Annotated in this window: 22 protein-coding genes; 5 read left to right on the top strand and 17 right to left on the bottom strand. The window is 26.6% G+C overall.

The window, feature by feature from the left end; genetic code table 11:
* Positions 1–24 precede the first annotated feature (24 nt).
* A complete protein-coding gene (locus JJC01_09525; protein UDN60081.1) occupies positions 25–741 on the bottom strand; it encodes an rRNA pseudouridine synthase in 717 nt (238 codons plus the stop codon).
* Positions 742–932: 191 nt separating this feature from the next.
* Between JJC01_09525 and JJC01_09520 the strand changes: the two genes are divergently transcribed.
* The gene (locus JJC01_09520) at positions 933–2,018 is read left to right on the top strand and encodes an AI-2E family transporter (protein ID UDN60080.1); all 1,086 of its coding nucleotides are present in this window, start codon (positions 933–935) and stop codon (positions 2,016–2,018) included.
* 148 nt (positions 2,019–2,166) lie between these two features.
* On the opposite strand, the gene JJC01_09515 is transcribed toward JJC01_09520, so the two are convergent.
* The 7 genes from JJC01_09515 to JJC01_09485 all read right to left on the bottom strand — a co-directional run bounded on the left by JJC01_09515 (position 2,167) and on the right by JJC01_09485 (position 10,125).
* Positions 2,167–2,832, bottom strand: a complete 666-nt coding sequence (locus JJC01_09515) for a hypothetical protein (GenBank protein ID UDN60079.1) — start codon at positions 2,830–2,832, stop codon at positions 2,167–2,169.
* 204 nt (positions 2,833–3,036) lie between these two features.
* The gene (gene lysA, locus JJC01_09510) at positions 3,037–4,329 is read right to left on the bottom strand and encodes a diaminopimelate decarboxylase (GenBank protein ID UDN60078.1); all 1,293 of its coding nucleotides are present in this window, start codon (positions 4,327–4,329) and stop codon (positions 3,037–3,039) included.
* Positions 4,330–4,346: 17 nt separating this feature from the next.
* Positions 4,347–5,540 carry an aspartate kinase gene (locus tag JJC01_09505; GenBank protein UDN60077.1) on the bottom strand — a complete coding sequence of 398 codons (1,194 nt, stop codon included), beginning with the start codon at positions 5,538–5,540 and terminating at the stop codon, positions 4,347–4,349.
* Positions 5,541–5,899: 359 nt separating this feature from the next.
* A complete protein-coding gene (locus JJC01_09500; GenBank protein UDN60076.1) occupies positions 5,900–6,517 on the bottom strand; it encodes a hypothetical protein in 618 nt (205 codons plus the stop codon).
* Between the two features lie 168 nt (positions 6,518–6,685).
* On the bottom strand, positions 6,686–8,386 hold the full coding sequence (locus tag JJC01_09495; GenBank protein ID UDN60075.1) for a hypothetical protein: 1,701 nt from the start codon (positions 8,384–8,386) through the stop codon (positions 6,686–6,688).
* Positions 8,387–8,687: 301 nt separating this feature from the next.
* Positions 8,688–9,251: a hypothetical protein gene (locus JJC01_09490; GenBank protein ID UDN60074.1), complete on the bottom strand. Its 564-nt coding sequence runs from the start codon at positions 9,249–9,251 to the stop codon at positions 8,688–8,690.
* Between the two features lie 160 nt (positions 9,252–9,411).
* Positions 9,412–10,125 carry a DUF2140 domain-containing protein gene (locus JJC01_09485; protein UDN60073.1) on the bottom strand — a complete coding sequence of 238 codons (714 nt, stop codon included), beginning with the start codon at positions 10,123–10,125 and terminating at the stop codon, positions 9,412–9,414.
* 294 nt (positions 10,126–10,419) lie between these two features.
* Between JJC01_09485 and JJC01_09480 the strand changes: the two genes are divergently transcribed.
* Positions 10,420–12,084 (top strand): glutamine--tRNA ligase/YqeY domain fusion protein, encoded by a 1,665-nt coding sequence (locus JJC01_09480; GenBank protein ID UDN60072.1) that lies wholly within the window; start codon positions 10,420–10,422, stop codon positions 12,082–12,084.
* A gap of 107 nt (positions 12,085–12,191) precedes the next feature.
* Here JJC01_09480 and JJC01_09475 read toward each other — a convergent pair whose 3' ends face one another.
* From JJC01_09475 to JJC01_09460, 4 genes are all read right to left on the bottom strand, one after another.
* Positions 12,192–13,091, bottom strand: a complete 900-nt coding sequence (locus tag JJC01_09475) for a YegS/Rv2252/BmrU family lipid kinase (GenBank protein UDN60071.1) — start codon at positions 13,089–13,091, stop codon at positions 12,192–12,194.
* Positions 13,092–13,117: 26 nt separating this feature from the next.
* A complete protein-coding gene (locus tag JJC01_09470) occupies positions 13,118–13,756 on the bottom strand; it encodes a lactate utilization protein (GenBank protein UDN60070.1) in 639 nt (212 codons plus the stop codon).
* Between the two features lie 351 nt (positions 13,757–14,107).
* Entirely contained in the window at positions 14,108–15,106 is a 999-nt protein-coding gene (locus tag JJC01_09465) for a DUF4003 domain-containing protein (GenBank protein UDN60069.1), read from the bottom strand.
* Positions 15,107–15,207: 101 nt separating this feature from the next.
* Positions 15,208–15,780 (bottom strand): hypothetical protein, encoded by a 573-nt coding sequence (locus JJC01_09460; GenBank protein UDN60068.1) that lies wholly within the window; start codon positions 15,778–15,780, stop codon positions 15,208–15,210.
* A 321-nt stretch (positions 15,781–16,101) separates the two neighbouring features.
* On the opposite strand from JJC01_09460, the gene JJC01_09455 reads away from it, so the two are divergent.
* Positions 16,102–16,365, top strand: a complete 264-nt coding sequence (locus JJC01_09455) for a hypothetical protein (GenBank protein UDN60067.1) — start codon at positions 16,102–16,104, stop codon at positions 16,363–16,365.
* A 581-nt stretch (positions 16,366–16,946) separates the two neighbouring features.
* Here JJC01_09455 and JJC01_09450 read toward each other — a convergent pair.
* Complete coding sequence (locus JJC01_09450; protein ID UDN60066.1) at positions 16,947–17,324, bottom strand: BlaI/MecI/CopY family transcriptional regulator; 378 nt, start codon at positions 17,322–17,324, stop codon at positions 16,947–16,949.
* 347 nt (positions 17,325–17,671) lie between these two features.
* Between JJC01_09450 and JJC01_09445 the strand changes: the two genes are divergently transcribed.
* Both JJC01_09445 and JJC01_09440 read left to right on the top strand, forming a co-directional pair.
* The gene (locus JJC01_09445) at positions 17,672–18,784 is read left to right on the top strand and encodes a site-specific integrase (protein ID UDN60065.1); all 1,113 of its coding nucleotides are present in this window, start codon (positions 17,672–17,674) and stop codon (positions 18,782–18,784) included.
* Positions 18,785–18,974: 190 nt separating this feature from the next.
* Positions 18,975–19,115, top strand: a complete 141-nt coding sequence (locus JJC01_09440; GenBank protein UDN60064.1) for a hypothetical protein — start codon at positions 18,975–18,977, stop codon at positions 19,113–19,115.
* Between the two features lie 307 nt (positions 19,116–19,422).
* Here JJC01_09440 and JJC01_09435 read toward each other — a convergent pair whose 3' ends face one another.
* The 4 genes from JJC01_09435 to yqeC all read right to left on the bottom strand — a co-directional run bounded on the left by JJC01_09435 (position 19,423) and on the right by yqeC (position 23,799).
* Positions 19,423–21,048 carry an ATP-binding cassette domain-containing protein gene (locus JJC01_09435; protein ID UDN60063.1) on the bottom strand — a complete coding sequence of 542 codons (1,626 nt, stop codon included), beginning with the start codon at positions 21,046–21,048 and terminating at the stop codon, positions 19,423–19,425.
* 330 nt (positions 21,049–21,378) lie between these two features.
* Positions 21,379–22,398 (bottom strand): molybdopterin-binding protein, encoded by a 1,020-nt coding sequence (locus tag JJC01_09430; GenBank protein ID UDN60062.1) that lies wholly within the window; start codon positions 22,396–22,398, stop codon positions 21,379–21,381.
* Positions 22,395–22,964 (bottom strand): molybdenum cofactor cytidylyltransferase, encoded by a 570-nt coding sequence (gene mocA / locus JJC01_09425; GenBank protein ID UDN60061.1) that lies wholly within the window; start codon positions 22,962–22,964, stop codon positions 22,395–22,397. The genes JJC01_09430 and mocA overlap by 4 nt, the downstream gene beginning before the upstream one ends.
* A 106-nt stretch (positions 22,965–23,070) precedes the next feature.
* The gene (gene yqeC / locus JJC01_09420) at positions 23,071–23,799 is read right to left on the bottom strand and encodes a putative selenium-dependent hydroxylase accessory protein YqeC (GenBank protein ID UDN60060.1); all 729 of its coding nucleotides are present in this window, start codon (positions 23,797–23,799) and stop codon (positions 23,071–23,073) included.
* Positions 23,800–23,843 lie beyond the last annotated feature (44 nt).

Raw genomic sequence — 23,843 nt, 5'->3', positions numbered from 1 at the left:
TATTAACTTCATTTCATTTTCATGTTATTTTATTGATTTTAAATATTTTATTTCATCTTCTGTTAAGTATCTATATTCACCAACTTTTATATCTTTTAATACTATTTTCCCTACAGAAATTCTTCTTAAGTTTAAAACTGGATGATTTATAGCCTTACACATTTTTCTTACTTGTCTATTTCTTCCTTCATGTATAGTTATTTCGCATACTGAATAATTCTTTTCTTTATTTTCCTTAGTTACTCTGATTTTAGCAGGTGCTGTTGTATAATCTTCTATTTTTAGTCCTTTTTCAAAATTTTTTATTTCATCCTTATTTATAATTCCTTTTACACTTGCCACATAAGTTTTATTAATTTCATGTTTTGGATGAGTAAGTTTATATGTTAAATCTCCATCATTAGTAAGTATCAAAAGCCCACTTGTTTCATAATCTAACCTCCCTATTGGATATACTCTTTCCTTTACACCTTTTAATATATCTATTACACTTGCTCTATTAAACTGATCTTTTACAGTAGTTATATAACCTTCTGGCTTATTCAATACTATATAGACATAATTTTCGCTTGGCTTTACTGCTTTATTATCAAATTCTACTATATCTTTTTCTTCATCAATATTAAAAGATAGCTCTTTTACTATATTTCCATTTACCTTTATTCTTCCTTCAAGAATGATTTCTTCTGCTTTTCTTCTAGATGCAATTCCACAAGAAGCTATATATTTATTAATTCTCATACATAATCCTTTCTTATCTTAAATTATATGTTATTTAATATTTTTATCAACATTAATTTTGTTACATTATTATACTATACTAGACCTTAATTAAAAACAAGCCAAAAAATTATTTAATTTTCCTAAATAATTGTAATTTCTTTTCACATACTATTAATATGTAATAGCTGATTAAACACTATTTTAAGGAAGTGATTATTATTTCAAAAGAAAATGTAAAATATTATTTAATGGTCGTGTTTATTGGAATTTTATTTTTTAAGTTTATTAATACTCCAGCAGATTTTATATCTAGCATTGAAGGATTATTAAGTTTTTTTAGTCCATTTTTACTAGCTATTTTACTCGCTTTGCTTTTAAATCCTCTTGTAATGCTTTTTGAAATAAAATTTAAAACACATAGGCTTTTATCCATTTTTTTATCTTATATATTGATAGGTATTATTTTAGCTTTTGGTATTAGATTACTAATTCCTTCAATAGCCAATACATTAAATAGATTAATAAATGAAATGCCTATCTACAGTGATTATATAGATAATTTTATAGAAAAAAATATGTCAAACATAGATTTTTTAAAAGCTCTAATTCCTCATATACAACACAGCTTAGATAATGCATTAAAAGAAGCTAGTAATTTTATTAGTAGAATTCCTAAAAACCTTTTAATCTATACACTTAGCATATCATCTATGCTATTTAGTATGGTAATGGGCTTTATATTATCTATATATATTATATATGATAAGGAAAAAATTGCATTAGGATTTAAAAGATTGCTATATTCTTCTACTGCTAGAAACAAAGCTGATGACATTATAGAATTTTTTAGAACTACTCATGATATTTTTTATGATTATTTAATTGGTAGAATTTTAGACTCTCTCATTATTGGTATAATTGCATTTATAGGATTTCAATTTATCATTCGAATAGAAAATGCTTTATTTTTAGCTTCAATAATATTTTTAGCAAATATAATACCTTATCTAGGGCCATTTATTGGAGCTATACCTCCAGTAGCTATGACAATTTTATACAGCCCACAAAAAACCATATGGGTTATAGTATTTATATTTATATTACAACAACTAGATGGAAATTTCATAGAGCCAAAGGTTATGGGCAATCAAGTTGGAATAGGAGCTATATGGATAATTTCTGCGATTTTAATAGGACAGTCTCTTTTTGGATTTATAGGTGTTTTTCTTTCAGTACCTGTAGCTGCTGTTGTAAAAACTTCTATTGACAAATATATTGACAAGAGATTGCAATAAGCTTTATCTTTTATAATTTTAAAAATTAATTATTATCTATTACATTACTATAAAAAAATGAAATTAACTCTTGGCAAAGAATATATGCTAAAAGTTAATTTCATTTTCTGATACAAAGTCTTAATTTTTTATATGTAATACTTTACATTTACTGATTATTTGAGTTCTGAGAATTTCCACTACTATCTGACCCTCCACTATTTTCTGATGAAGGTGGAGTTGGTGTCGGTGTTGGATTGCTCGTATTTGGTTTTTCTTGATTTTGAGAAGAATCATTGTTAGTTACATCTTTGTTATTGTTTGAAGTTGTATTTTTGTTTTTGGAATTAGATTTATTATTTTTACTCTTTTCACTATAGGAAGATTTCTTTGCTTCTGATTCCACTCTATACCTATCTTCTCCAGCTGTGTCTTTTGCCTTTTTCTTTCGTTCTTCCTCTGCTTCATTCTGTTCTTTTTCTAATTTAGTCAATTCCTCTTTCTTTTTAGATGCTTCATTTTTGATAACAGATGAGCCGTTTTTAATTTTCTCTATAAGCTTAAGCTCTTTAATTGCATCCGTATAATTTGTAGCTTTTTCAAATTCATCCACATTTAGCATTCTCATAGATTGCATATACATAGCTCTTGCATTTTCATTAGCGCTATCTTCTTCTAATGCAGAGGATAATGCTTCCATAGCTTTTTTATAGTCATGTTTCTCTAAATATATTTTTCCTTGCTCAGTTGAACTTATTTCATCTTTTTTATTAAATGAACATCCTACAAGAAATATAGATAATATCGATATCAATAAAATTACTCTTCCTCTCATTAAATCCCTCCTTGTCATATACTTTAAATTTTATCATAATCAGGAAGTTTTTAAAATATTTTATATTTATTACAGGAAAATTGTTAATAAAACAGAAAATAAGTAGATATGACTTGAATAACTATAACAAACTAAAAATTAGTTTAAATCTATAGATATATCGTCTAATCTACTTATTTTAAAATTTAATATTTAATTCTTCTTCTATACTTCTAAAGATAATAAGTCTTCATAACTTTGTCTTTTACAAATTATCTTGTCATCTCCATCAAATACTGACACTACTGCTGCTCTTGGTATTTTATTATAATTTGAAGACATTGAATATCCATATGCACCTGTTGATGTTGTTATAAGTACATCTCCACTTTTTATATCCATTATATCTATATCTCCAATTAATATATCTCCACTTTCACAACATTTACCAGCTATTGTTACATGGTTCATGGTCTCATGGTTAATCTTATTTACAATACTGCATTCATAATTAGCTTGATATAGTGAAGGTCTTACATTGTCTGTCATACCTCCATCTACACTTACATAAACTCTAACATCTTTTATATCTTTTATTGAACCTACTGTATACAATGTACTTCCTGCATTTGCAACTATTGATCTTCCTGGTTCTATTACCAATGTAGGTACTTCTATTCCAAGTTCTTTACAAGAATTTTCTGCTTTAGTGATTATAGTTTCACAGAATTCTCTTATAGTTTTAGGTTTATCACCTTTACTATAATAAACACCTACACCTCCGCCTAAGTCAATTTCTGTCAGCTGTATATTAAATTTTTCTTTTATTTCTTTTACTAAGTTCATCATTATATCTACTGTATCTATGTATGGTTCTACATCAAATATTTGTGAACCGATATGAGCATGAAGACCTACCAATTTAATATTTGTATAATCATTCAATTTTTCTATTGCTCTAAACAAATCTCCATTTACTAAAGCAAAACCAAATTTAGAATCTATTTGACCTGTTTTTATATAATCGTGTGTGTGAGCTTCTATACCAGGTGTTATTCTAAAATATATTTCTTGAGTTTTCTCCTTCTCTTCACATAATTTTTCAATTAAATCTAACTCATAGAAATTATCTACTACAAACTTACCTACTCCCAAATCTAATCCCATATTTATTTCTTCTTCAGTTTTATTGTTTCCATGAAAGAAAACTTTTTCCATAGGAAAATTTGATTTATAAGCTGTATATAGTTCCCCTCCTGAAACTACATCCAAACACATCTCTTCTTCATTTATAAGATTACACATATAAAGAGGTAAAAATGCCTTACCTGCATAAGCAACTTTATTTTTTCCATCTTTAGCCTTAAAATATTTTATATATTCTCTACAGTTTTGTCTTACTAAGTCTTCGTCAAATACATATAATGGAGTTTGATATTTTTTACTAAGCTCTAGACAGCTTACACCTCCAATATATAATTCATTGTCTTTTACAGTCATAGTTCCATGAAGTTTCATAATATCCTCCCTAAGTTTTATATATTAAATACTTCTGCTATTTTCTCAATAGCTACTTGTTTATCATCAGAATTTATGGCACAAGTTATACGAATTTCTGATGTAGTTATAAGTTTTACCATTATACCATTTTCATTAAATATCTTAAATACTTTAGCAGCAACTCCAGAAGTATTTTTCATACCAAGACCTACTAAAGAGAATTTAGTGATGTTATTATCAATTACTACATGTTCTTCATTTGTATATTTAGACACTATCTTTTTGCACTCTCCTAATTCTTCTTTTGGAACTGTAAATGACACACTTATTTTATCTAAAATAGGTGCAGTTTGACTTATCATATCCACACTTATTCCCATAGTTGCTATATCTTCAAATAAACTAGATATATTTTCTACTTTAAAATCTTTTATTGTTATAGAACTATCATCATCACTAGTAGCTAATCCTGTTATTACTTTATCCTCTAATTTCATGTCTTTTCCCCCTCTTATATATGTTCCTTTTACTGTACCACATGTACGTCCAACATAAATTTCAACACCATATTTTTGTGCAAGTTCTATACTTCTTGAATGCATTACTTGTGCTCCTAAACTTGCTAATTCAAGCATCTCTTCATATTCAATCTCATCAAGTTTACTTGCCTTTGCATATTTTCTTGGGTCTGTAAAATAAATTCCATCAACATCTGTATATATCTCACATTTACCATTTAATTTAACTGCAAGAGCTACAGCAGATGTGTCTGAACCACCTCTTCCAAGAGTAGTTACATCACCATCTTCATTGATTCCTTGAAATCCAGTTACTATTACAACATTCCCTTCATCTAAACTATTCTTTATTCTATTTACATTTATATCGTCAATTTGAGATTTTCCATGAAGTCCGCTTGTTTTTATATTTAATTGATAAGCATTATAGCTTATGGCTTTACAACCAAGTGCATTTAATGCTATTGATAATAAAGATGCTGAAATCATTTCTCCAGTAGACATTAAAGCATCTAGCTCTCTTTTACTAGGTTCATTACTCAATTCTTTTGCCAAGTTTATATATTCATCTGTTGATTTTCCCATAGCAGATACAACTATTACCATTTGTGGATTTTCTTTTCTTCTTTCTATTATATTTTCTGCAATTGACTTTATTTTGTCAGTATCTGCAACTGAACTTCCTCCATATTTTTGGACAATTATACTCATGCTTTTTCCCCCTCAAGCTAAATTTTGATAAATAAAAACGCCCAAAGGTATACTTTGGACGTGTGAACTTCATAGACCAAGTAACCTTGTAGCTCACCACTTTAAAAGTGACAGCCTTATGCATATTCTGCATAAGTCCAGAAAATCTGTTTGTCAACAACTTTTCTTCGGCTATAGACCCTTTCATCAATCATCAACACTTACCAGCTACTATTGATTACTCTTGAATATAGCTACCTCTACCCTAGGCTCATTATTATTAATTAATTTATTAATATAGTTTTATCATATTCTATATAATATTGCAACAATTTTTTTACAAAATGTGGCAAATCAAAAACTTTATTTTCTAAAATATCTTATATACAATTAAATAGTTTATTTAATCCTAAATCTATAAAATTTATACTATATTCATTATCTTCTTTCTCTAAGTCATTTAATTCAGATAAATTATCTGGTGTAACCACCAAAATATTTGGTACTCTAAAAAATGGAATTGTAGATTTATCTATTTTTCTAGAGAGATTCTCATATTTAGAAACATCTATTTCATTATTTAAATCAACATCTACTAAAACCTGCTTTATATTGCCAAATTGATCTGTATATTCAATAAATAAATCATATTTAACATCATCTACACTAACATTTCGATAAAATCTTTTTACATCACAACCTGCAGTATTAATTCTAACAACTAGTTCTGACCCTACTAGAGCCTTTATTAAATCATCTCCCTTAAAAAGCTTACTACCATTCAAATAGTAAACATATGAGAGGTCCTTATAGTTACGATAATCCACATCACATGGATATTTTTTTAGTGTATACTCACTACACATTTTTCTCAATGTTTTTTTGAAATTTTTTTTATTGTATCTTTTTTGGTCTCCATAAATCTTTCTAAATTGAGCTTCTGTAACACATCTAACCCTGCTAATTAAAAGCAATATCTCTTTTTCCATATTCGTCATAGTACATTCTCCTTGAAGTATTATTTGCAAAGTTGTACTAATATTATATTAAATTTATGACATTAAATTTACAAAGAATTAAAATAAAATAGCTAGTTTTTATAGAATTTATTTCTATAAAAACTAGCTATTAATGCACTAAACACTATCTACAGTTTTTTTACTAAGTTACACATTGCTTTGACTTTCAGAATCTTGTGAATTTGTATCTTCATTAGTTCCTGTCTCTTGTTTTGCTTTTTTATCATCAAAATTTGCAATATTTAAGTTATCAAATTCTGACATTTCAATTACACCAGACTCTTCTTTTGAATATGATATTTTAACTTTATCTCCAACTTGAGTCAATGGTAATTCGCTAGATACTTTTGAGGTAGCTTTAAATATTATCTCTTTATTAGAATCTAAAGTTACATAGTAATTAGTATTTCCTCCTCGCACATCAGGACTTATTCTAGTTACTACACCTTCTATAACTTCATCTTTCATATCATTATCAAGCTTTAAGTCATTGCCTTTAGATTCTAATGAATCTTTATAATTTCTTAAAGCTTCATTTTTATCTTCCCCTAGACCAAGTACATTATAATCTTCAACAGATACAAAGGCTACTCTCTTTACAAGACCAGCTTTATCTTTTAAAGATGATACATATGTTGGCTGACCTAATATATTGTACATAACAGGGAATGTAGCTTCATAATTCTTTTCTTGAACATTACCTTCAGCTGATTTCATCGCAGCTGTCTCAGTTGCTCCTGGCTGCTTATACAGTTTAGCTTCTTTAGTTCTAGAGTCAACAAGCATAAATCCAATTGTAGATTCATCTCCACCAGACGATGTTATACCTGTATACCAATATGACCTATTGTCATTTCCATAGACTAGCGATGTCCCTTCTGTTGGCACTAGTACTCCCTTTTCTGATATAACAGAATTTAAAAATCCATTGACATAAACACCCCAGTCTTGAATTTGGTCTGTTACAAATTTTTGTGGTTGTATTCTATCTACCCATTTAGGTGTATTTTTAACATTATAGACATTTATTTTTCCAGTTTCTGCATCAACGGTAGCTATGCCTGTAGCATTTGCTCCTCCGTAACCAATTTTATGTTCATATAAACTTACAACCCAATAAGGTCTTCCTTCATCATTTATTTCAAGAGTAAAATCTGTCATACCAACATTTACAATACCATGTATGTATAAATGTCTTTGTAAATCTTGATGTAAATAAGCTTCTGGTTGATATACTATCTTTATTGGTTTTCCATCTATTTCTTGAACTAGTTGAACATCTTGAGGATTACTTGCTGATACCTTTACATATCCACTTGTACCACTTAAAGATGTAACCCATTTAATTATATCTCTATGCACAAGAGGTGCTACCCAGTACAACTCTCCATCTACATTTTGTATATGAAACTTTCCTAATTTTGATACACTACCTATAGCTGGAACTTCTCCAAGTTTTTTATCACCTAATTTCATTGCCATGTCTTCATCTACAAGACGAATGTCATTTACACTGACAGGACTCATATCATCAGTAAATTTACTCTCAGTCACCTTTCCTAATAAGTCTTTATAGGCTTTTGCATGAAGTACAGGTGTAGAGGCTATAAAAGGTACAACTACAACATATACAAGTAAAGCTATTGCTATTGAGAAATTATATTTAGCAAGTTTAGATGTTCTTTCATTTCTATCTAGCATCATATCTAATATTCCTGCTACAACAAAAAATATTATTCCTACTGAAAATAAAGATGTGAAGTCCAGTCTAAGTACAGGTAATTTAATAAATGCATAAATTGCTACAATTATGAGTGAAACTCCATATGTTTTAAGATATCGTTTCATTTAATACTCCTCTCTATAAAATATTATTATTACTATTATATCCATATATTTACAAAAAATAAATATTTATCATATTTATTATGTATTAAGATATCTTTATACTTTTGTACCACTATTTATTTATATTTGATTTATATCTCAAAAAAATATTATAATCATGTAAATAACTACAGAAAATCAAAAACTGAAGAAAGTGTTCTAACTAAGATTTACGAATTCTTAATCCTCTCGAAGTTAAACTACCATCTTCAGCCTAATTATTTAGCAATATTTTTATATGATAAATTTTAAAATAAATTTTTTATATGTTTGCCATTTTGGATACATAAGAATGCTGTTTAGAATTATATTCTGACAATAAACCTTCATACTCTAAAGTTAAACCATTTAAATTATAGAAATCATTTGGTGTTACTTCAAATGCTTCTTTATTCAAAATATCTATTTCACTTTTTTCTAACATATCAGCAACAAAGTTTGAACATACGTATTTATATTCAACTTTTCTGTGAATATTCATAGACAAATATATCAATGCCATTATATCATAATAGTAATCTTCTCTATAATCACTAATTAATTTTATATTTTTAAATAGATTTTCATATTGTGAATTATCTACTTCTAATGAATATACTCTACATACAGTATTTTTTCTTATAGCATATAAGCCTTGATTTATATTTTCTTCAACAAAGCCTCCAATAAATGGATTTCTTGGATTTAATCTCCCAAAAGAATACATTGGCTTTAAATTTTCATTTAATGATATTGACACATGTGTATACAGTTTTTTACTTATATTTCTTATTAAATAAGATAATACAGTTCCTGTATATGTTGTTACAATATAAATTTTATTCATCATTTCCCCCCAATCTAGTAATTAAATAATATTATACACTTACAACTTAATGTCATAAAATATTCTAACATAATAAAGGCTATTTTACAAATTTTGATTTTAAAGTGCTTTAATATTATATAAAATATAATAAAAATATAAATATAAATTTTCTATATTTTTAACCAACAGATGTTTTCTTTAAATTAATCAAATGATTTAGTATATCCTGAGCTTTTCCAGAATCCTTTAGATAACCTAATGCTCCATTTATTTGTGATTTTAAATCTATTTCTACTTCCATATCCAAATCAACATTTCCTTTTTTTATAGATATATTTTTAAGTGTTACTGGATAAAGATAACTTTTTTCTAAAGTAATTTTATTTCCATTAACCTCAAATGGAACCTTTTTATTGTAATTACTTAGTATTTTTTCTAGCATTTTATCACTTATTTTAAATTTTCCAATCTTTACATTTTCAAGACTTACAACCAAATCTTCATTTTTTAAAGTGGGTTTTAGTTCAAGCTCATATTGGCTATTGATTAGACCAAAGACCTTATATGGACCTGCCACTTTTATTTTTCCATCCTTCATCTCAACAAAATTATTTTCAAATTCTTTAATTCCATGTTTATTCATTAATGTATATATTAGATTTCTAAACTCTTCTTCGGAAACAGATACTTTTCCAACCATTCTAAGTGGATTTTTTACTATTTCCATAGAATTTATATATGAACCTTTTGATAAATACTCTTCGTCTATGATTTTATTATTTTGTGAACTAACATCATATCTCTCTTTTGGTGTTAATGTGTATACAACAATACCTGTTAACACTAAAATAATAACAATTAAGCTTAATATAATCTTTGCAATCCTTCCCATAATCGTCTCCTTTACAAATCTGTCAACAGATTTAAAATAAATTTAGATAACTAACTTCACATAATATTCTTAACAATATACATATTATAATACAGTCTTTTAAAGATTAATTCAACTAATATGCTTTTTTGTAAATAAACTGTAAAAAAACATGTTTTTAGTATAAAAGTTAATATTTTGCATAATACTCTTAATTACACCTTTATTTTTTTCTAATCTTGGATTAAAATTAATATTATGCAATACAGTGTAGTGTTCTGTATTATAAGCAAATTAAATAGGAGGTATGAAAATATGTCAAATGAAACGAACTCATCTAACTTTATAAAAAATATTATTATAAATGACCTAGAAACAGGAAAACATGACAGTATAATAACTCGTTTTCCACCTGAACCAAACGGATATTTACATATTGGTCATGCAAAAAGTATATGTCTTAACTTTGGACTAGCTAAAGAATTTAATGGAAAGGCTAATTTAAGATTTGATGATACAAATCCATTAAAAGAAGATGTTGAATATGTAGAATCCATAAAAGAAGATGTTAAGTGGTTAGGATTTGATTGGAATGAATTAAATTTTGCATCTAACTACTTTGATGAAATGTACAAAAGAGCTTTAATCCTAATAAAAAAAGGTAAAGCTTATGTGTGTGAATTAACACAAGATGAAATGAGGGAGTATCGTGGCACTCTTACTGAACCTGGTAAAGAAAGCCCTTATAGAAATAGAACTATTGAAGAAAACCTAGATTTATTTGAAAGAATGAAAAATGGTGAATTTAAAGATGGAGAAAAAACATTAAGAGCTAAAATAGATATGTCTTCTCCAAATATAAACCTTAGAGACCCAATTATATACAGAATAGCTCATTCAACACATCATAATACAGGAGATAAATGGTGTATATATCCTATGTATGCTTTTGCCCATCCAATTGAAGATGCAATTGAAGGAATAACTCACTCTATATGTACTTTGGAGTTTGAAGACCAAAGACCTCTTTATGACTGGTTTGTCAGAGAATGTGAAATGGAAAATGTACCTAGACAAATAGAATTTGCTAGACTTAACATAAACAATACTGTTATGAGTAAAAGAAAATTAAAACAACTTGTAGACGAAGGAATTGTTGATGGTTGGGATGACCCTCGTGTTCCTACTATATCTGGAATTAGACGTAAGGGATATACTGCTGAAGCTTTACGTAATTTTTGTAGTGAAATAGGAGTATCGAAAGTTAACTCTACAGTAGACAGTCAAATGCTTGATTATTTCCTAAGAGAAAACTTACAGCCAAAGGCTCCACTTGCTATGGGAGTTTTAAGACCTTTAAAGCTAGTTATAACCAACTACCCAGAAGATAAGGTTGAAATGCTTGAAATAGAAAACAATGCTAAAGATGAATCTCAAGGTAAAAGATTAGTTCCTTTTTCTAGAGAATTATATATAGAACAAGATGATTTTATGGAAGAACCTATTAAAAAATATTTCAGATTTTTCCCAGGAAATGAAGTTCGTTTAAAAGGAGCTTATTTCGTAAAATGTACGGATGTAATTAAGGATGAAAATGGAAATGTAGTTGAAATACATGGTACTTATGACCCTGAAACTAAGAGTGGTTCTGGATTTACAGGTCGTAAAGTAAAATCTACAATACATTGGGTTGATGCTAAATCAGCTATACCATGTGAATTTAGATTGTTTGAGCCATTGATTCTTGATGATTTACCTGAAAATGAAGGAAAGCATTTCTTAGAACAGATAAATCCTAATTCATTAGAAATATTACAAGGTTTCGTTGAGCCTACACAAGTAAAAGATGCTAAACCTTTTGATAAATTCCAATTTGTTAGAAATGGGTTCTTTAGTATAGATAATAAATATACAACTAAGGAAAAACTTGTGTTCAATAGAATAGTTCCTTTAAAAAGCTCTTTTAAACTTGCTAAATAATTGTTATAACTAAAAAATGAAGACTTAAGATATAAATTACTTCTACTATAAATAAATTTAGTTAGAAGTAATTTTTTATTTTAGTCTTCATCATTTATTTTAAATAATTAACTTTTTCCACTACAGATTCCCATAACCTCTATTCCATCTTTTATACATTCTATATTGAGAGGAAAATCTGGACCTTTTTCCCCATCAATGTCTGTTATAAGAGAATCTTTACATTCTATATCTACTTTTTTAGTTTTAAAATACAATATTTCATTTCCATTATATTGATCTAAGTAATCACCTCTAAGCACACTTATCAAAACTGGTATTGATTTTGGAATTGGCATTCCTTTAAAAATAATTACATCTAAATATCCATCATCTATTTCAGCTTTATATGCTAAATTTATATTTCCTGCTGTTTTTCCATTAAAAATCAGCATAAGATACATATCTCCATCATAATTCATCTCTTTGGAATATACTTTTATCTTAAACTTCCTCATATACAATGCTTCTTCTATTCCCTTTATATAATAAGAAATTCTTCCAAACGAATTCTTTAAGTCTGTGCTTATTCTTTGTGATACATCAGTAAACATACCTGCACTTGCGACATTTATAAAGTATTTATTATTTACCTTCCCTATGTCTATTTTCTTTGGCTTTGAATTTATGATTTCCTTTATAGCTTCTTTTATATCAAATGGAATTTGAAGAGCATTTGAAAAATCATTTGCAGTTCCTGTAGGTAAAATTCCGATTGGAATCTTTATATCTAACTCTTTCATTGAATTTACAACTAAATCTATAGTTCCATCGCCACCTGCTATTAGTATATGGTCATAGGAACTATCTACTTCTTTAAATGCATTATTTACAGGCTCTTTAATATTCAATCTATAGGGTATCAATAAATAATTTTGTTTTTGATATAATTCTATAATAGTATCTAAATTTGATAATATTTTTTTTTCACCTGAATTAGGATTGTATATAAGTTTTACTTTTTTCATTATTTCTCCTTACTTATTTTATTCTTTTAATATCCAAAGTCCTCGTTTAAGAAAATTACATGTATTCTTTCTGGTGCTAATTGTCTTTTTATAAGTGTATAGCTACAGCAAATTCTTCCTGGACTTGAACAATCTATACATATGCCAGTAGTCTTACATCCAGTATTTGTATTCAGTCTCTTGCAATTTGCTGGAGCGGCTATTGTTTTAGTTCTTTTTATAGCTTCATCTACATCTTTAACTATTTTATTTACACCTGCTACAACTATTACTTTGTCTGGTCCATATATCATAGCAGCTACTCTATTTCCATTTCCATCTAAATTATAGAGCTCTCCATTTTCTGTTATTGCATTAGTACTTGTAAAATAAGCATCTGCACAAAATGATTTTCTGTATATTTCTTTCATTTCTTCTGGTTTAATATCTTTTGCATATCTATCAAGAAAATCATATTTTTCTCTTATAAAGTCAATAACTCCTGTCTCAAATAAAGTCATAGAGCCACCACAACCTACTAAAGAACCTACTTCTACTATTTCTTCAATTTTTTTAAGAAGCTCTTCTTTATTATTTACTAGATACCCTTTCATGTTATTACTTTCTAGAGATTTTATTGTTTTTTCTATTCTTTTTTCTTTAAGCCAATTTAGATTTTGATCCATCTCAACTTCCCCCTTATTTTCAATATGTATTAGTTTGTTATAAATTTTATTTTCTTTATAGTTTTATTTTAGTACATCTAAGAAAAAATACAATATAAAACTTTAAATAAATTTTCCATAAATTTTTTTATAAGACTAACTCATAATTTATAATTAAAAAGGAAAGTAGATGTATTTTTCTACTTTCCCTATATTGTATGTAGTATTATATATTTTCTGAAATCTATATATTAATTATATGCTTTATTTTATTAAATATCACAATTAATTTAAGTGTAATATCATATTCTTTTTTAAACATATAAATTGTATTATTAAGTTTATTATATCCAATTTTAATAAATAATGTCACTAATTTGATGAAGAAGATGCTATAGCTGCACTTGTAGCTGCCATTACACAAGCAACTTGAATAGCAATAATAATATTTAAAAATATATTATTAGCTATAGAATCTATATTATTTTCTTTTTGTATTGAATCTGCATAAATAGAAGCCACAACAGCAGAACTAATCATTACTCTATTGCTTTTTCCTAAAGACCAATTCCCAAAACCTTTTTCTTCTTTAAGTCTATTTGAAACATTTTTTATATTTTCTATTATTTCATTTTCTTTATAATCTAATAACGAAATTGCTCCTATTATTGGATACCCATAATAATTTAACTTACAATCATTCTCTTTAAATGCTTTTTTAAGTTCAATAGTTTTTTTGCATTTACCCATTGTTCTATCTTCGCTAAATAAAAGAATTTGAGATAGTGCTTGTAAGTCATTTCCTTTATAAAAACCATTTTTATTTAGAAATTCATAGCATTTTTCTATGTATTCTAAATCTTCTTCTAAATTTTTTGAATGAATTGCAATAAGTGCTATATTACAATAGTCATCACTAGATGTTAAAAGTGGATGTTTTTTCCTCATATATTCGTATACTGTTTTCATTTTTGATATACATGTAATATAATCCATTTTATCTCTATTTTCATAGACTATTGATGCTGTAAGTGGTAAATATGTATCTCCCCAAAACTTTTCATTTTTAAGATTTTTATATATCTCTAAAATCATCTTAAAACTACTTTCTGGATTTGATTCAAATGAAAGTAGTGTTGCAATATAAAATATGTTATATCCTCTAAAGTTAGAGAATAATCCAGTATTTTTTTTAATAAGCTCTATTCGCTCTTCTACTAATCTAGGGCTTATCCTCTTGTTCTTAAGCGTAAATGCAAGTGCACAACTATGTTGAATTAATCCCATTTGCCAAGAACCTTTAACTTCATTTAATGCTTTATAATTTTCCATTAATAAGTTTATTTTCCCATTTATAAAAGTTTGTTCCATATTGCCCTCCCAGTAATATACATTGTTGTATTAATTAACTTAATATCTATTATATATGTAATAAATATTGCAATCAATACATATTACTTGAAGAAGAACTATTATTCCATAATGATGTATCCTTTTTTATAGTGCCTTCCCATATTATTAACCCTGTCATAATACTCTGATTCACTTTCGTTACTCCATTTGGGTACAAATACATCTATCGCATTAGAATTACTAAAATACTTACTAGACCCCCTATCCATAACGGTTTTTACTTTACCATCTACAATAATCTTAGTTCCAAAACTTAAGTGATTGTTTGCCACAAAACCATCTTCTAAATCATCTCCTGTAGCAGTTATAGCTCCATATCCATTTTCTTGGTTAAGGCTGGTATAATAACTCACTTCAAATGTTATAGGAATTAAATCCTTTATTTTGATTCCTAGCTGGTTTTCTAGTCTCTCTTTTTGCACTTTCAATTTATACTCATCACTGCTTTTATAGTCTTCCATACCTTGATTATATTTAGAATTAAAGTTTTTACCTGAAGTTACTATAGTATCTATATTTACTATAGATTCTTTACAATGCTCTGCATCTATTTTTGTTTCTCCATTTACCAATAATGGAGTTAAACATACACTACATACAACACATGTAATCAATGCTTCTTTAAGCTTCATAAATTCCCCCCTTATTATTTTGATATATTAGCATATTTAATATTATATGTCTACATTTAGATTTAAATGCCATACTCATTTGCTTTAAGAAGTTGTCTTATACTTAATTCACCCTAAACCTTTATAAATCCTTCATCTTAGAATCATATAGTATAAGGCTTTTATGACTAAATATTTTTTTTATTAATCTTTTTAATAGCTCAAAACTACTTCTATTTAATTTTTCTATTTTTAAGAATTTAAGAATTAAAATTCTATAATTTTAAAACATATTGATTTTATTTTTTTGAAATGCTATAATTTTTTTAAGAGGTGATTAATATGATAAAAAATACAAAACAAATTACAGTTGAAGTTAATGAAATTTTATTACAAGAAGTATACAAAATGACTAATAATGAAAATACAGATTTATCAAACTTTATAAACGAATCAATCATAAATTATATTCTTGAAAATAGAAAAGATGACATTGAAAATAAAGATTTAGAAGAAGTAATTAATTTCTATAAAAAAGAGAATATAGAAAATCCTAAAAGTGCAGCAAGAGCTATTGCTGAAGCAAAAACTCATACATTATACTAAACAAATAAAAAGTTCCTAAAAATTAGGAACTTTTCTTTTTATTTTAATGGCTATTAATATCTATTTTAGTAATATTTATTTTATACTTATAAATACTTATTTAAACAACAAGATAATCTAATACATTGTCATTTAATATACTATAAATAATCAATATAAAAATAAAATTACAACTTTTAATATACCTAAAAAATAATCAATTTGTATAAATAATAAAAAAATTTTAGTTTTCTATTTTAATAATCGATATTTAGCTAAGCTCCGATTAACTATAAGTCTAATATAAAATTAAATATCAATAAATTTGATTTTATATTAGACTTATAGTATTAAAATGCATTAGAAAACTAGGGATACTTAATAAATAAATCTATGTATTTTACAGTTTACTTCACTTTTAATTCATTTTACTAATTATTGTAAAAACTATTTATTTTATGATAATTAAATTCATCTTAAAAATAACTAATAAGCCTTAGTTTTTATATACTATTAAATGCTTAAATGTTCATACATTTAAACATACAATTACTACAAAAAATATATGTTTAAAGTTATTCTTGCTATTGATCTCAAACAAACTATTCATCCTTCTTAATGTCTTTTACCCATTTTTCAACAGAATTTAATTCCTCCTCATTTACCCCCTTTTTGAACAATGCTTTCATAAAGCTTTCAATAGAACTTCCATGCATATTATCTAGAAAAGTTTTTGTTTCAAAATGTAAATATTCAGCTTCTCCAATAATAACTGTATAATGTGTATGTCTATCTATCTTTTTAGCATCCAAGAACTTCTTATTTACTAATCTTGATAAAAGTGTTAGTGTTGTAGTTTGCTTCCAATCATATAGTTTTTCCATAGCTTCAATGACATCTTTTGATGTTACTGTAAAATCTGATCCCCAAATAAATTTCATGACCTTTAATTCCGCTGGTGGTATTTTAGTAATAGTCATATGATTTTACACTCCTCTCAAACTTATACATAATTAAATACTATATTAATAAACTTTCCCAGTCAAAGGTTTTATTCAAAATATACAATTCAAATTTATTAATATAAAAAACTTATATTTTCAGTACCAATCAAACATAAAAAACCCAAAAGTAAATAATAAATTTTATTTATATATATAAGTATAACAGATTATTAAATTAAAATTCTAATATTTAAGATAATATACTCATTTTATAATCAATAAATATCAATATTTGAAATAGCCATAAATTTATTTCAAAAACTATTTTTGAGTTTATCCATATGTTATAATAAATGTATAAAATTTTGATTGGTGGGTTATATATGAATGCATTTATTAGAAAACGAAACAAGAATTATGTAGTTTATCTTGAATTTACAGATGAAGATACTGGAAAAAGAAAACAAAAGAACATGGGTATTTTTGATAAAAAAAGAGATGCGAGCAAAAGGTTAAATGAAGTAAAGGAAAGTCTGTATAAAGATGGCTTTTTAATTCCAAACGAAATCACTGTCTCAGAATTTCTATTAGATTTTTTAAAAAAGTACAGTGAAAATATATCATTAGCTACATACAACAATTATGTTAGTATTTGTAAGAATTATATTAATCCCTCTATTGGTAAATATAAAATACAGGATTTACATCCAATTCATATACAGAACTACATTGATAAACTATCTCATAAATTGAATCCTCAATCAATTAAGATTCATATAAATATATTGAAACTTGCAATAAAAAGAGCATATAGACTCAAATTAGTAAAAGAAAATATTATGGATAATATAGAAGCTCCAAGATATAAAAAATTTAAAAATGAAATTTATGACAAAGAACAAATGATAAAATTGTTGAAATTGTCAAAAAATACATATATGGAATTACCTATTAATTTAGCAGTTGGTTTAGGTCTTAGAATTTCAGAAGTTTTAGGTTTGACTTGGGATAATATTGATTTTGAAGAGAATACAATAACTGTAAATAAGATAACAGCTCGAATTAATGGCTCTGTAATTCTTAAAGAACCAAAGACTGAAAGCTCTATTAGAAAAATATCTGCTCCAAAGGAATTAATCTTTTTACTAAAGGAATATAAGATAAAACAAAATAAAAACTTATTAAAGTCTTCTATTAGAAATAGTCATGACTTGTTATTTTTCAATAAAAAATGTGAACCTATTGCTGAAGATGTTATGAGTAAAAAATTCAAAAGATTTTTAGAAAAGAATGACTTGCCACACATTAGATTTCATGATTTAAGACATTCACATGTTACTTTACTTATAAATTCTAAGGTACCTATAAAAGTTATCTCAGAAAGAGTTGGTCATTCAAATATAAATACAACCTTAAATGTTTATTCCCATGTTCTAAAAGAAATGGATAAAGAAGCATCTGACAAAATTTCTGAGAACTTATTTAATGCCAACTAATATTACATTTTTTAATTATAACTACTCTAGCCTTTATCATCTATAAAATTAATTTTTACTACTAATAAAATTAAAGTTAAATTAATATTCAAATTTAATTTTATAATAGAAGAGTTAAAATATATTTATTACAAAATAGTTTTAGCGTTATAAACTTAATTTATTTTCTCAAGATGTTGATGAAATTTTTATGGAAGCACGTGACACAACAGTTAAAATCATTTGTAGCTTAGGTAGTATTGTTACTAGTAAAGCAGAAGATTTTTATGATGAAAAAGTAACGCCTATAACCTTACAAAAAATACATTATCATAAAAGAGAATGTCTATAGACTTATGAAATTATATTATATAACTTCTTCTTATTATGTCTCCAAACATTATTGTAATTTGACACAATGTAAACAATCAATTTTGATTTGGAGACATGTACTTTTTATAATAAAAATCCATACATCTTTCTATCCGTAGTTCTGTTTGAGTCATCTCTACAACCCTATTTACTACAATATATATACTAAATAAAAAACCTCCTAATATTTGATTAAATACCTAGATACTTCTATAGCGTATTCTCAAACATTAAAAGGTTTTTATTCTAATAATTATAATTAGTAAAAATAATATTTAAACTAACAATTATTTATCTTTCCCATACATTTTAGCTAATTGGTCTTGTATATCTTTACTTTCTAAATACTCATCAAAATCCATCTTTCTATCCATTATTCCATTTGGAGTTATCTCTATAATTCTATTTGCTATAGTAGATATAAACTCATGGTCATGAGAAGTAAATAAAAGCACCCCAGGGAATTTTTCAAGACCTTTGTTAACAGAAGTTATACTTTCTAAGTCTAAGTGGTTAGTAGGGTCATCTAACACAAGTACATTTGCATTTGAAAGCATTAGCTTACTAAGCATACATCTAACTTTTTCTCCTCCAGATATAACTTGAGCTTCTTTTAAAGCTTCTTCTCCAGAGAATAACATTCTACCTAAAAATCCTCTTATAAAACTCTCACTTTTTTCTTCAGAAAACTGTCTAAGCCAGTCAACTAGAGAATACTCTACTCCATCAAAAAACTTATTATGGTTTTTTGGAAGATAATCTTGAGAAGTAGTTACTCCCCATTTATATTCTCCACTATCTGGTTCAAGTTCTCCCATAACTATATTTAAAAGTGCAGTAGTAGCTATTTCATCACCCATAAATACTACTTTGTCATCTCTATCCAATCTAAATGAAACATTATCAAGTACTTTAACTCCATCTATAGTTTTAGTTAAATTGTGTACTTCTAAAACTTCATTACCAATTTCCCTAGCAGGTGTAAATCCTACATATGGATATCTTCTTCTTGATGGTTGTATATCTTCAATTTCTAATTTGTCTAATTGTTTCTTTCTAGATGTAGCTTGTTTAGCTTTTGAAGCATTAGAACTAAATCTAGCTATGAATTCCTTTAATTGAGCTATCTTTTCCTCAGTCTTTTTGTTTTGGTCTTTAGCAAGTTGTAATGCTAATTGACTTGATTCATACCAGAAGTCGTAGTTTCCAACATACATCTGTATTTTACCAAAGTCAACATCAACTATATTAGTACATATTTGATTTAAGAAATGTCTATCATGTGATACTATTATAACTATAGACTCTTCTAAATCCATTATAAAATTATTTAACCAATTTATTGATTTAAAATCCAAGTGGTTTGTAGGCTCATCCATTAATAGTATTTCAGGTTTTCCAAAAAGTGATTGTGCTAATAACACTTTAACCTTCTCTCCACCAACTAATTCTTTCATTTGTTTGTAATGCATATCCTTAGTTATACCAAGACCCATAAGTATTTTTTCAGCGTTAGTTTCTGCATCCCATCCATCAAGTTCTGCAAACTCACCTTCAAGTTCAGCAGCTTTTATTCCATCTTCTTCGCTGAAATCTTCTTTCATATATAAAGCATCTTTTTCATGCATTATACTCCAAAGTCTTTCATGACCTCTTATAACAACATTTAAAACAGTTTCTTCCTCATATTCGAAGTGGTCCTGTTTTAAAACTGACATTCTTTCTTTATCAGTTATAGACACATTCCCTGTATTTGGTTCTATTTCTCCTGATAATATTTTTAAAAAAGTAGATTTTCCCGCACCATTAGCTCCTATTATTCCATAGCAATTTCCTTTAGTGAATTTTAAGTTAACATCTTTAAATAGTTCCTTATCACCAAATCTAAGTCCAACACCTGTAACTTGTAACATTAATGTATTTTCCTTTCTTTTTGTTCATAATTTATTTTATCATAAAATTTTGATAACATTTTTATTCTCACGTAAACAGCATATTTTTTATACCAAATTCGTGAAATATTTATTAAAATTGTATTAAAGATTGTAAGTTTCATAAAAATTAACAATCTATTATATTATACTTATAAAAAAATCAAATTGCAACTTTATTAATTCTTTTACACACTCTAAATACTTTATTTGAATCTTTAAACTGTTTTAGCTATTAGTAAAAATATATTTTCTGTATAATTAATACTTAAAAAGAGTACCTAAGTTTGTAAGTACTCTATTTTTATGGTTTTATATTTTAGCAAAATTACATGCAGGGTAAGTACATACATCACAGTTCATACAAAGACCACCATGACCATATTTAGCTATATCATATTTGTCAAGTTTTTCATCTATTAAAATCCTAGATAGAACTATATCAAACACTGTAGTTTTATGATACATTGCACACCCTGGTATACCCATAATTGGAACTTCTCCATAGTAAGCAAGTAAAAACATTGCTCCTGGTAATATTGGTGACCCATATGTAACTAAATCAGCTCCAGTCTCTTTTATAGCTGTTGGTGTGACATCATCTGGGTCTACACTCATTCCACCAGTACAACAGATAAGTTCTGCTCCTTGACTTATAAATTCTTTTATTGCATTTTTTATGATATCCTTATCATCTGGACATATAGTTTGACCTATAACTTCACATCCAAACCCCTTTACTTTTTCTTCTATTACTGGTCCAAATTTATCAACAATTCTACTGTAAAACACTTCATTACCAGTGGTAACAATTCCTACTTTTTTAGGTTTAAAAGGTATCACATTGACTATCTTTCTGTTATCAACTACTTTTTTTGCCTCTTCTAGTTTTTTCTCATCTATAACTAAAGGTATGACTCTTGTTCCAGCTACTTTCAACCCTTTATTTACTACAAAATTATTATGAAGAGTTGCCATCATTATTTCGCCAACACAATTTAAATCAAAAAGTGCATCGACATCTATTTTTAAAAGCCCATCACATGCTGCTATAAAATCTATCTTTCCTTCTTTTATTTCACTGAAATCTAAATTTTCTCCAGCAGTTAATTCTTTTAAAAATAAAGCTCCTTCATTTTCATGAATCATTCCCTCTGATTTTTCCCATACATATAAGTTGTCTTTACCAAGAGATAATAAAACTGGAATGTCTTCTTCTTTTACTACATGTCCCTTTTTAAATTTTCTTCCTTTAAATTCTCCTGGTATTATTTGAGTAATGTCATGACATAAAACTTGTCCAACAGCATCTATAGTTTTTATTAATTTCATAATTTGCCCCCTATTCTTTCATAATCCACTTTTGTATCAATATCTAATAACATTTTTTCGGGAACTTCTACATATTTTATTTTTGATGAATTTTTTAAAATAGTTTTCCCTTTTTCATCTTCTTTAAGTGCCAATAATTCCTCTTTTTTACTAAATGGAAATACAACTGGATTTCCACATACATCTTTGCATCTTGGAATTACTATAAAATCTCTATCTAATTTAAAAGTATTTATAATTTTATCTATATATAAATCATCAATAAATGGTTGGTCTCCCACAAAAAACATGTATCCATCACATTCTGAGCTATTTAAAATTCCCAGTTTTATGGATTCACTCTGACCTATATTTGCATCTTTATTATCTACATATTTAAAGCCATATTTATTGCACAATGCCAAAACTTCTTTATATTGACTTACAACTACAACTTGATGAAAATTAATTTTACTAACTGCCTTAAGTACATGTTCTATTATATAACATCCATCATATTCCAGTAAAAGTTTATTTTCTCCCATTCTTCTGGCAAATCCTGACGCCATTATTACTGCATTTATCATATATATCATTCCTTAACATTTATAATGTATTGATATTGTTATGATTTTATAGTATCTTTATTGATATTATCTATATATATAATATCACATAAATTATTTTAATACTTCAATATCTTATACAAAAATTTTGTTTTATACTTCCATAAAATATGTCTATTTCACTTTCATGCTCTTTAATAATTTTAATTAAATTTATAGCTAAACTTTCATACATTTCATTTTCGACTTTATTAATAAATAATATTTTTTTACCATGATAATTTTTAAACAATCCTTTTGGATTTAATACTACATTTTTTAAATTATCAAGATTTACTGTAGAATTATCATTTATATTACGCATATTTAAATTAGTTATTTTTTTAAATTCATCTAACCTATGTATATTTTCTTCATTAATATCCATTCCAAATGAAGTTATATCTAATATACCTATAGTTTTTGTAGTTTTACAATATACTACTGGTTCTCCATCATTCCAACCTTTAAGTTTTTTTCTCTTTGAACCATCACCTTCTATCAATACCAAATCAAATTTGTCTATCATTTTTTCTAAATCAGATAACTTGATTCCTACTATTTTATTTTCATTATTTATACAGCTTCCACATACTGTTACTCCATGACAAATAGATGGAATAGAAGTTCCATCTATTGTCATAAATATATTGTCATAGTCTTTTTCATCAGGTAAATATATTTTAGTAGTTGTTGTAAGTAAAACTTTTAGCTTATCTCTATAAAAATTCGCAAAGTATTTTATAAATGAAGTTTTTCCTCCTGCTCCAACTACAGTTATTATTTCATTTGCTCCTATCATATCTGATAATTTCACACTTTCACCTCTCATAAATATTTCTTTTAAATATCCTAAATTTG

It is taken from the genome of Clostridioides sp. ES-S-0010-02 (assembly GCA_020641055.1).
Lineage (GTDB): Bacteria > Bacillota > Clostridia > Peptostreptococcales > Peptostreptococcaceae > Clostridioides.
Note: the sequence above shows the minus strand (reverse complement) of the source record. Positions and strands in the feature narration are given on the sequence as shown.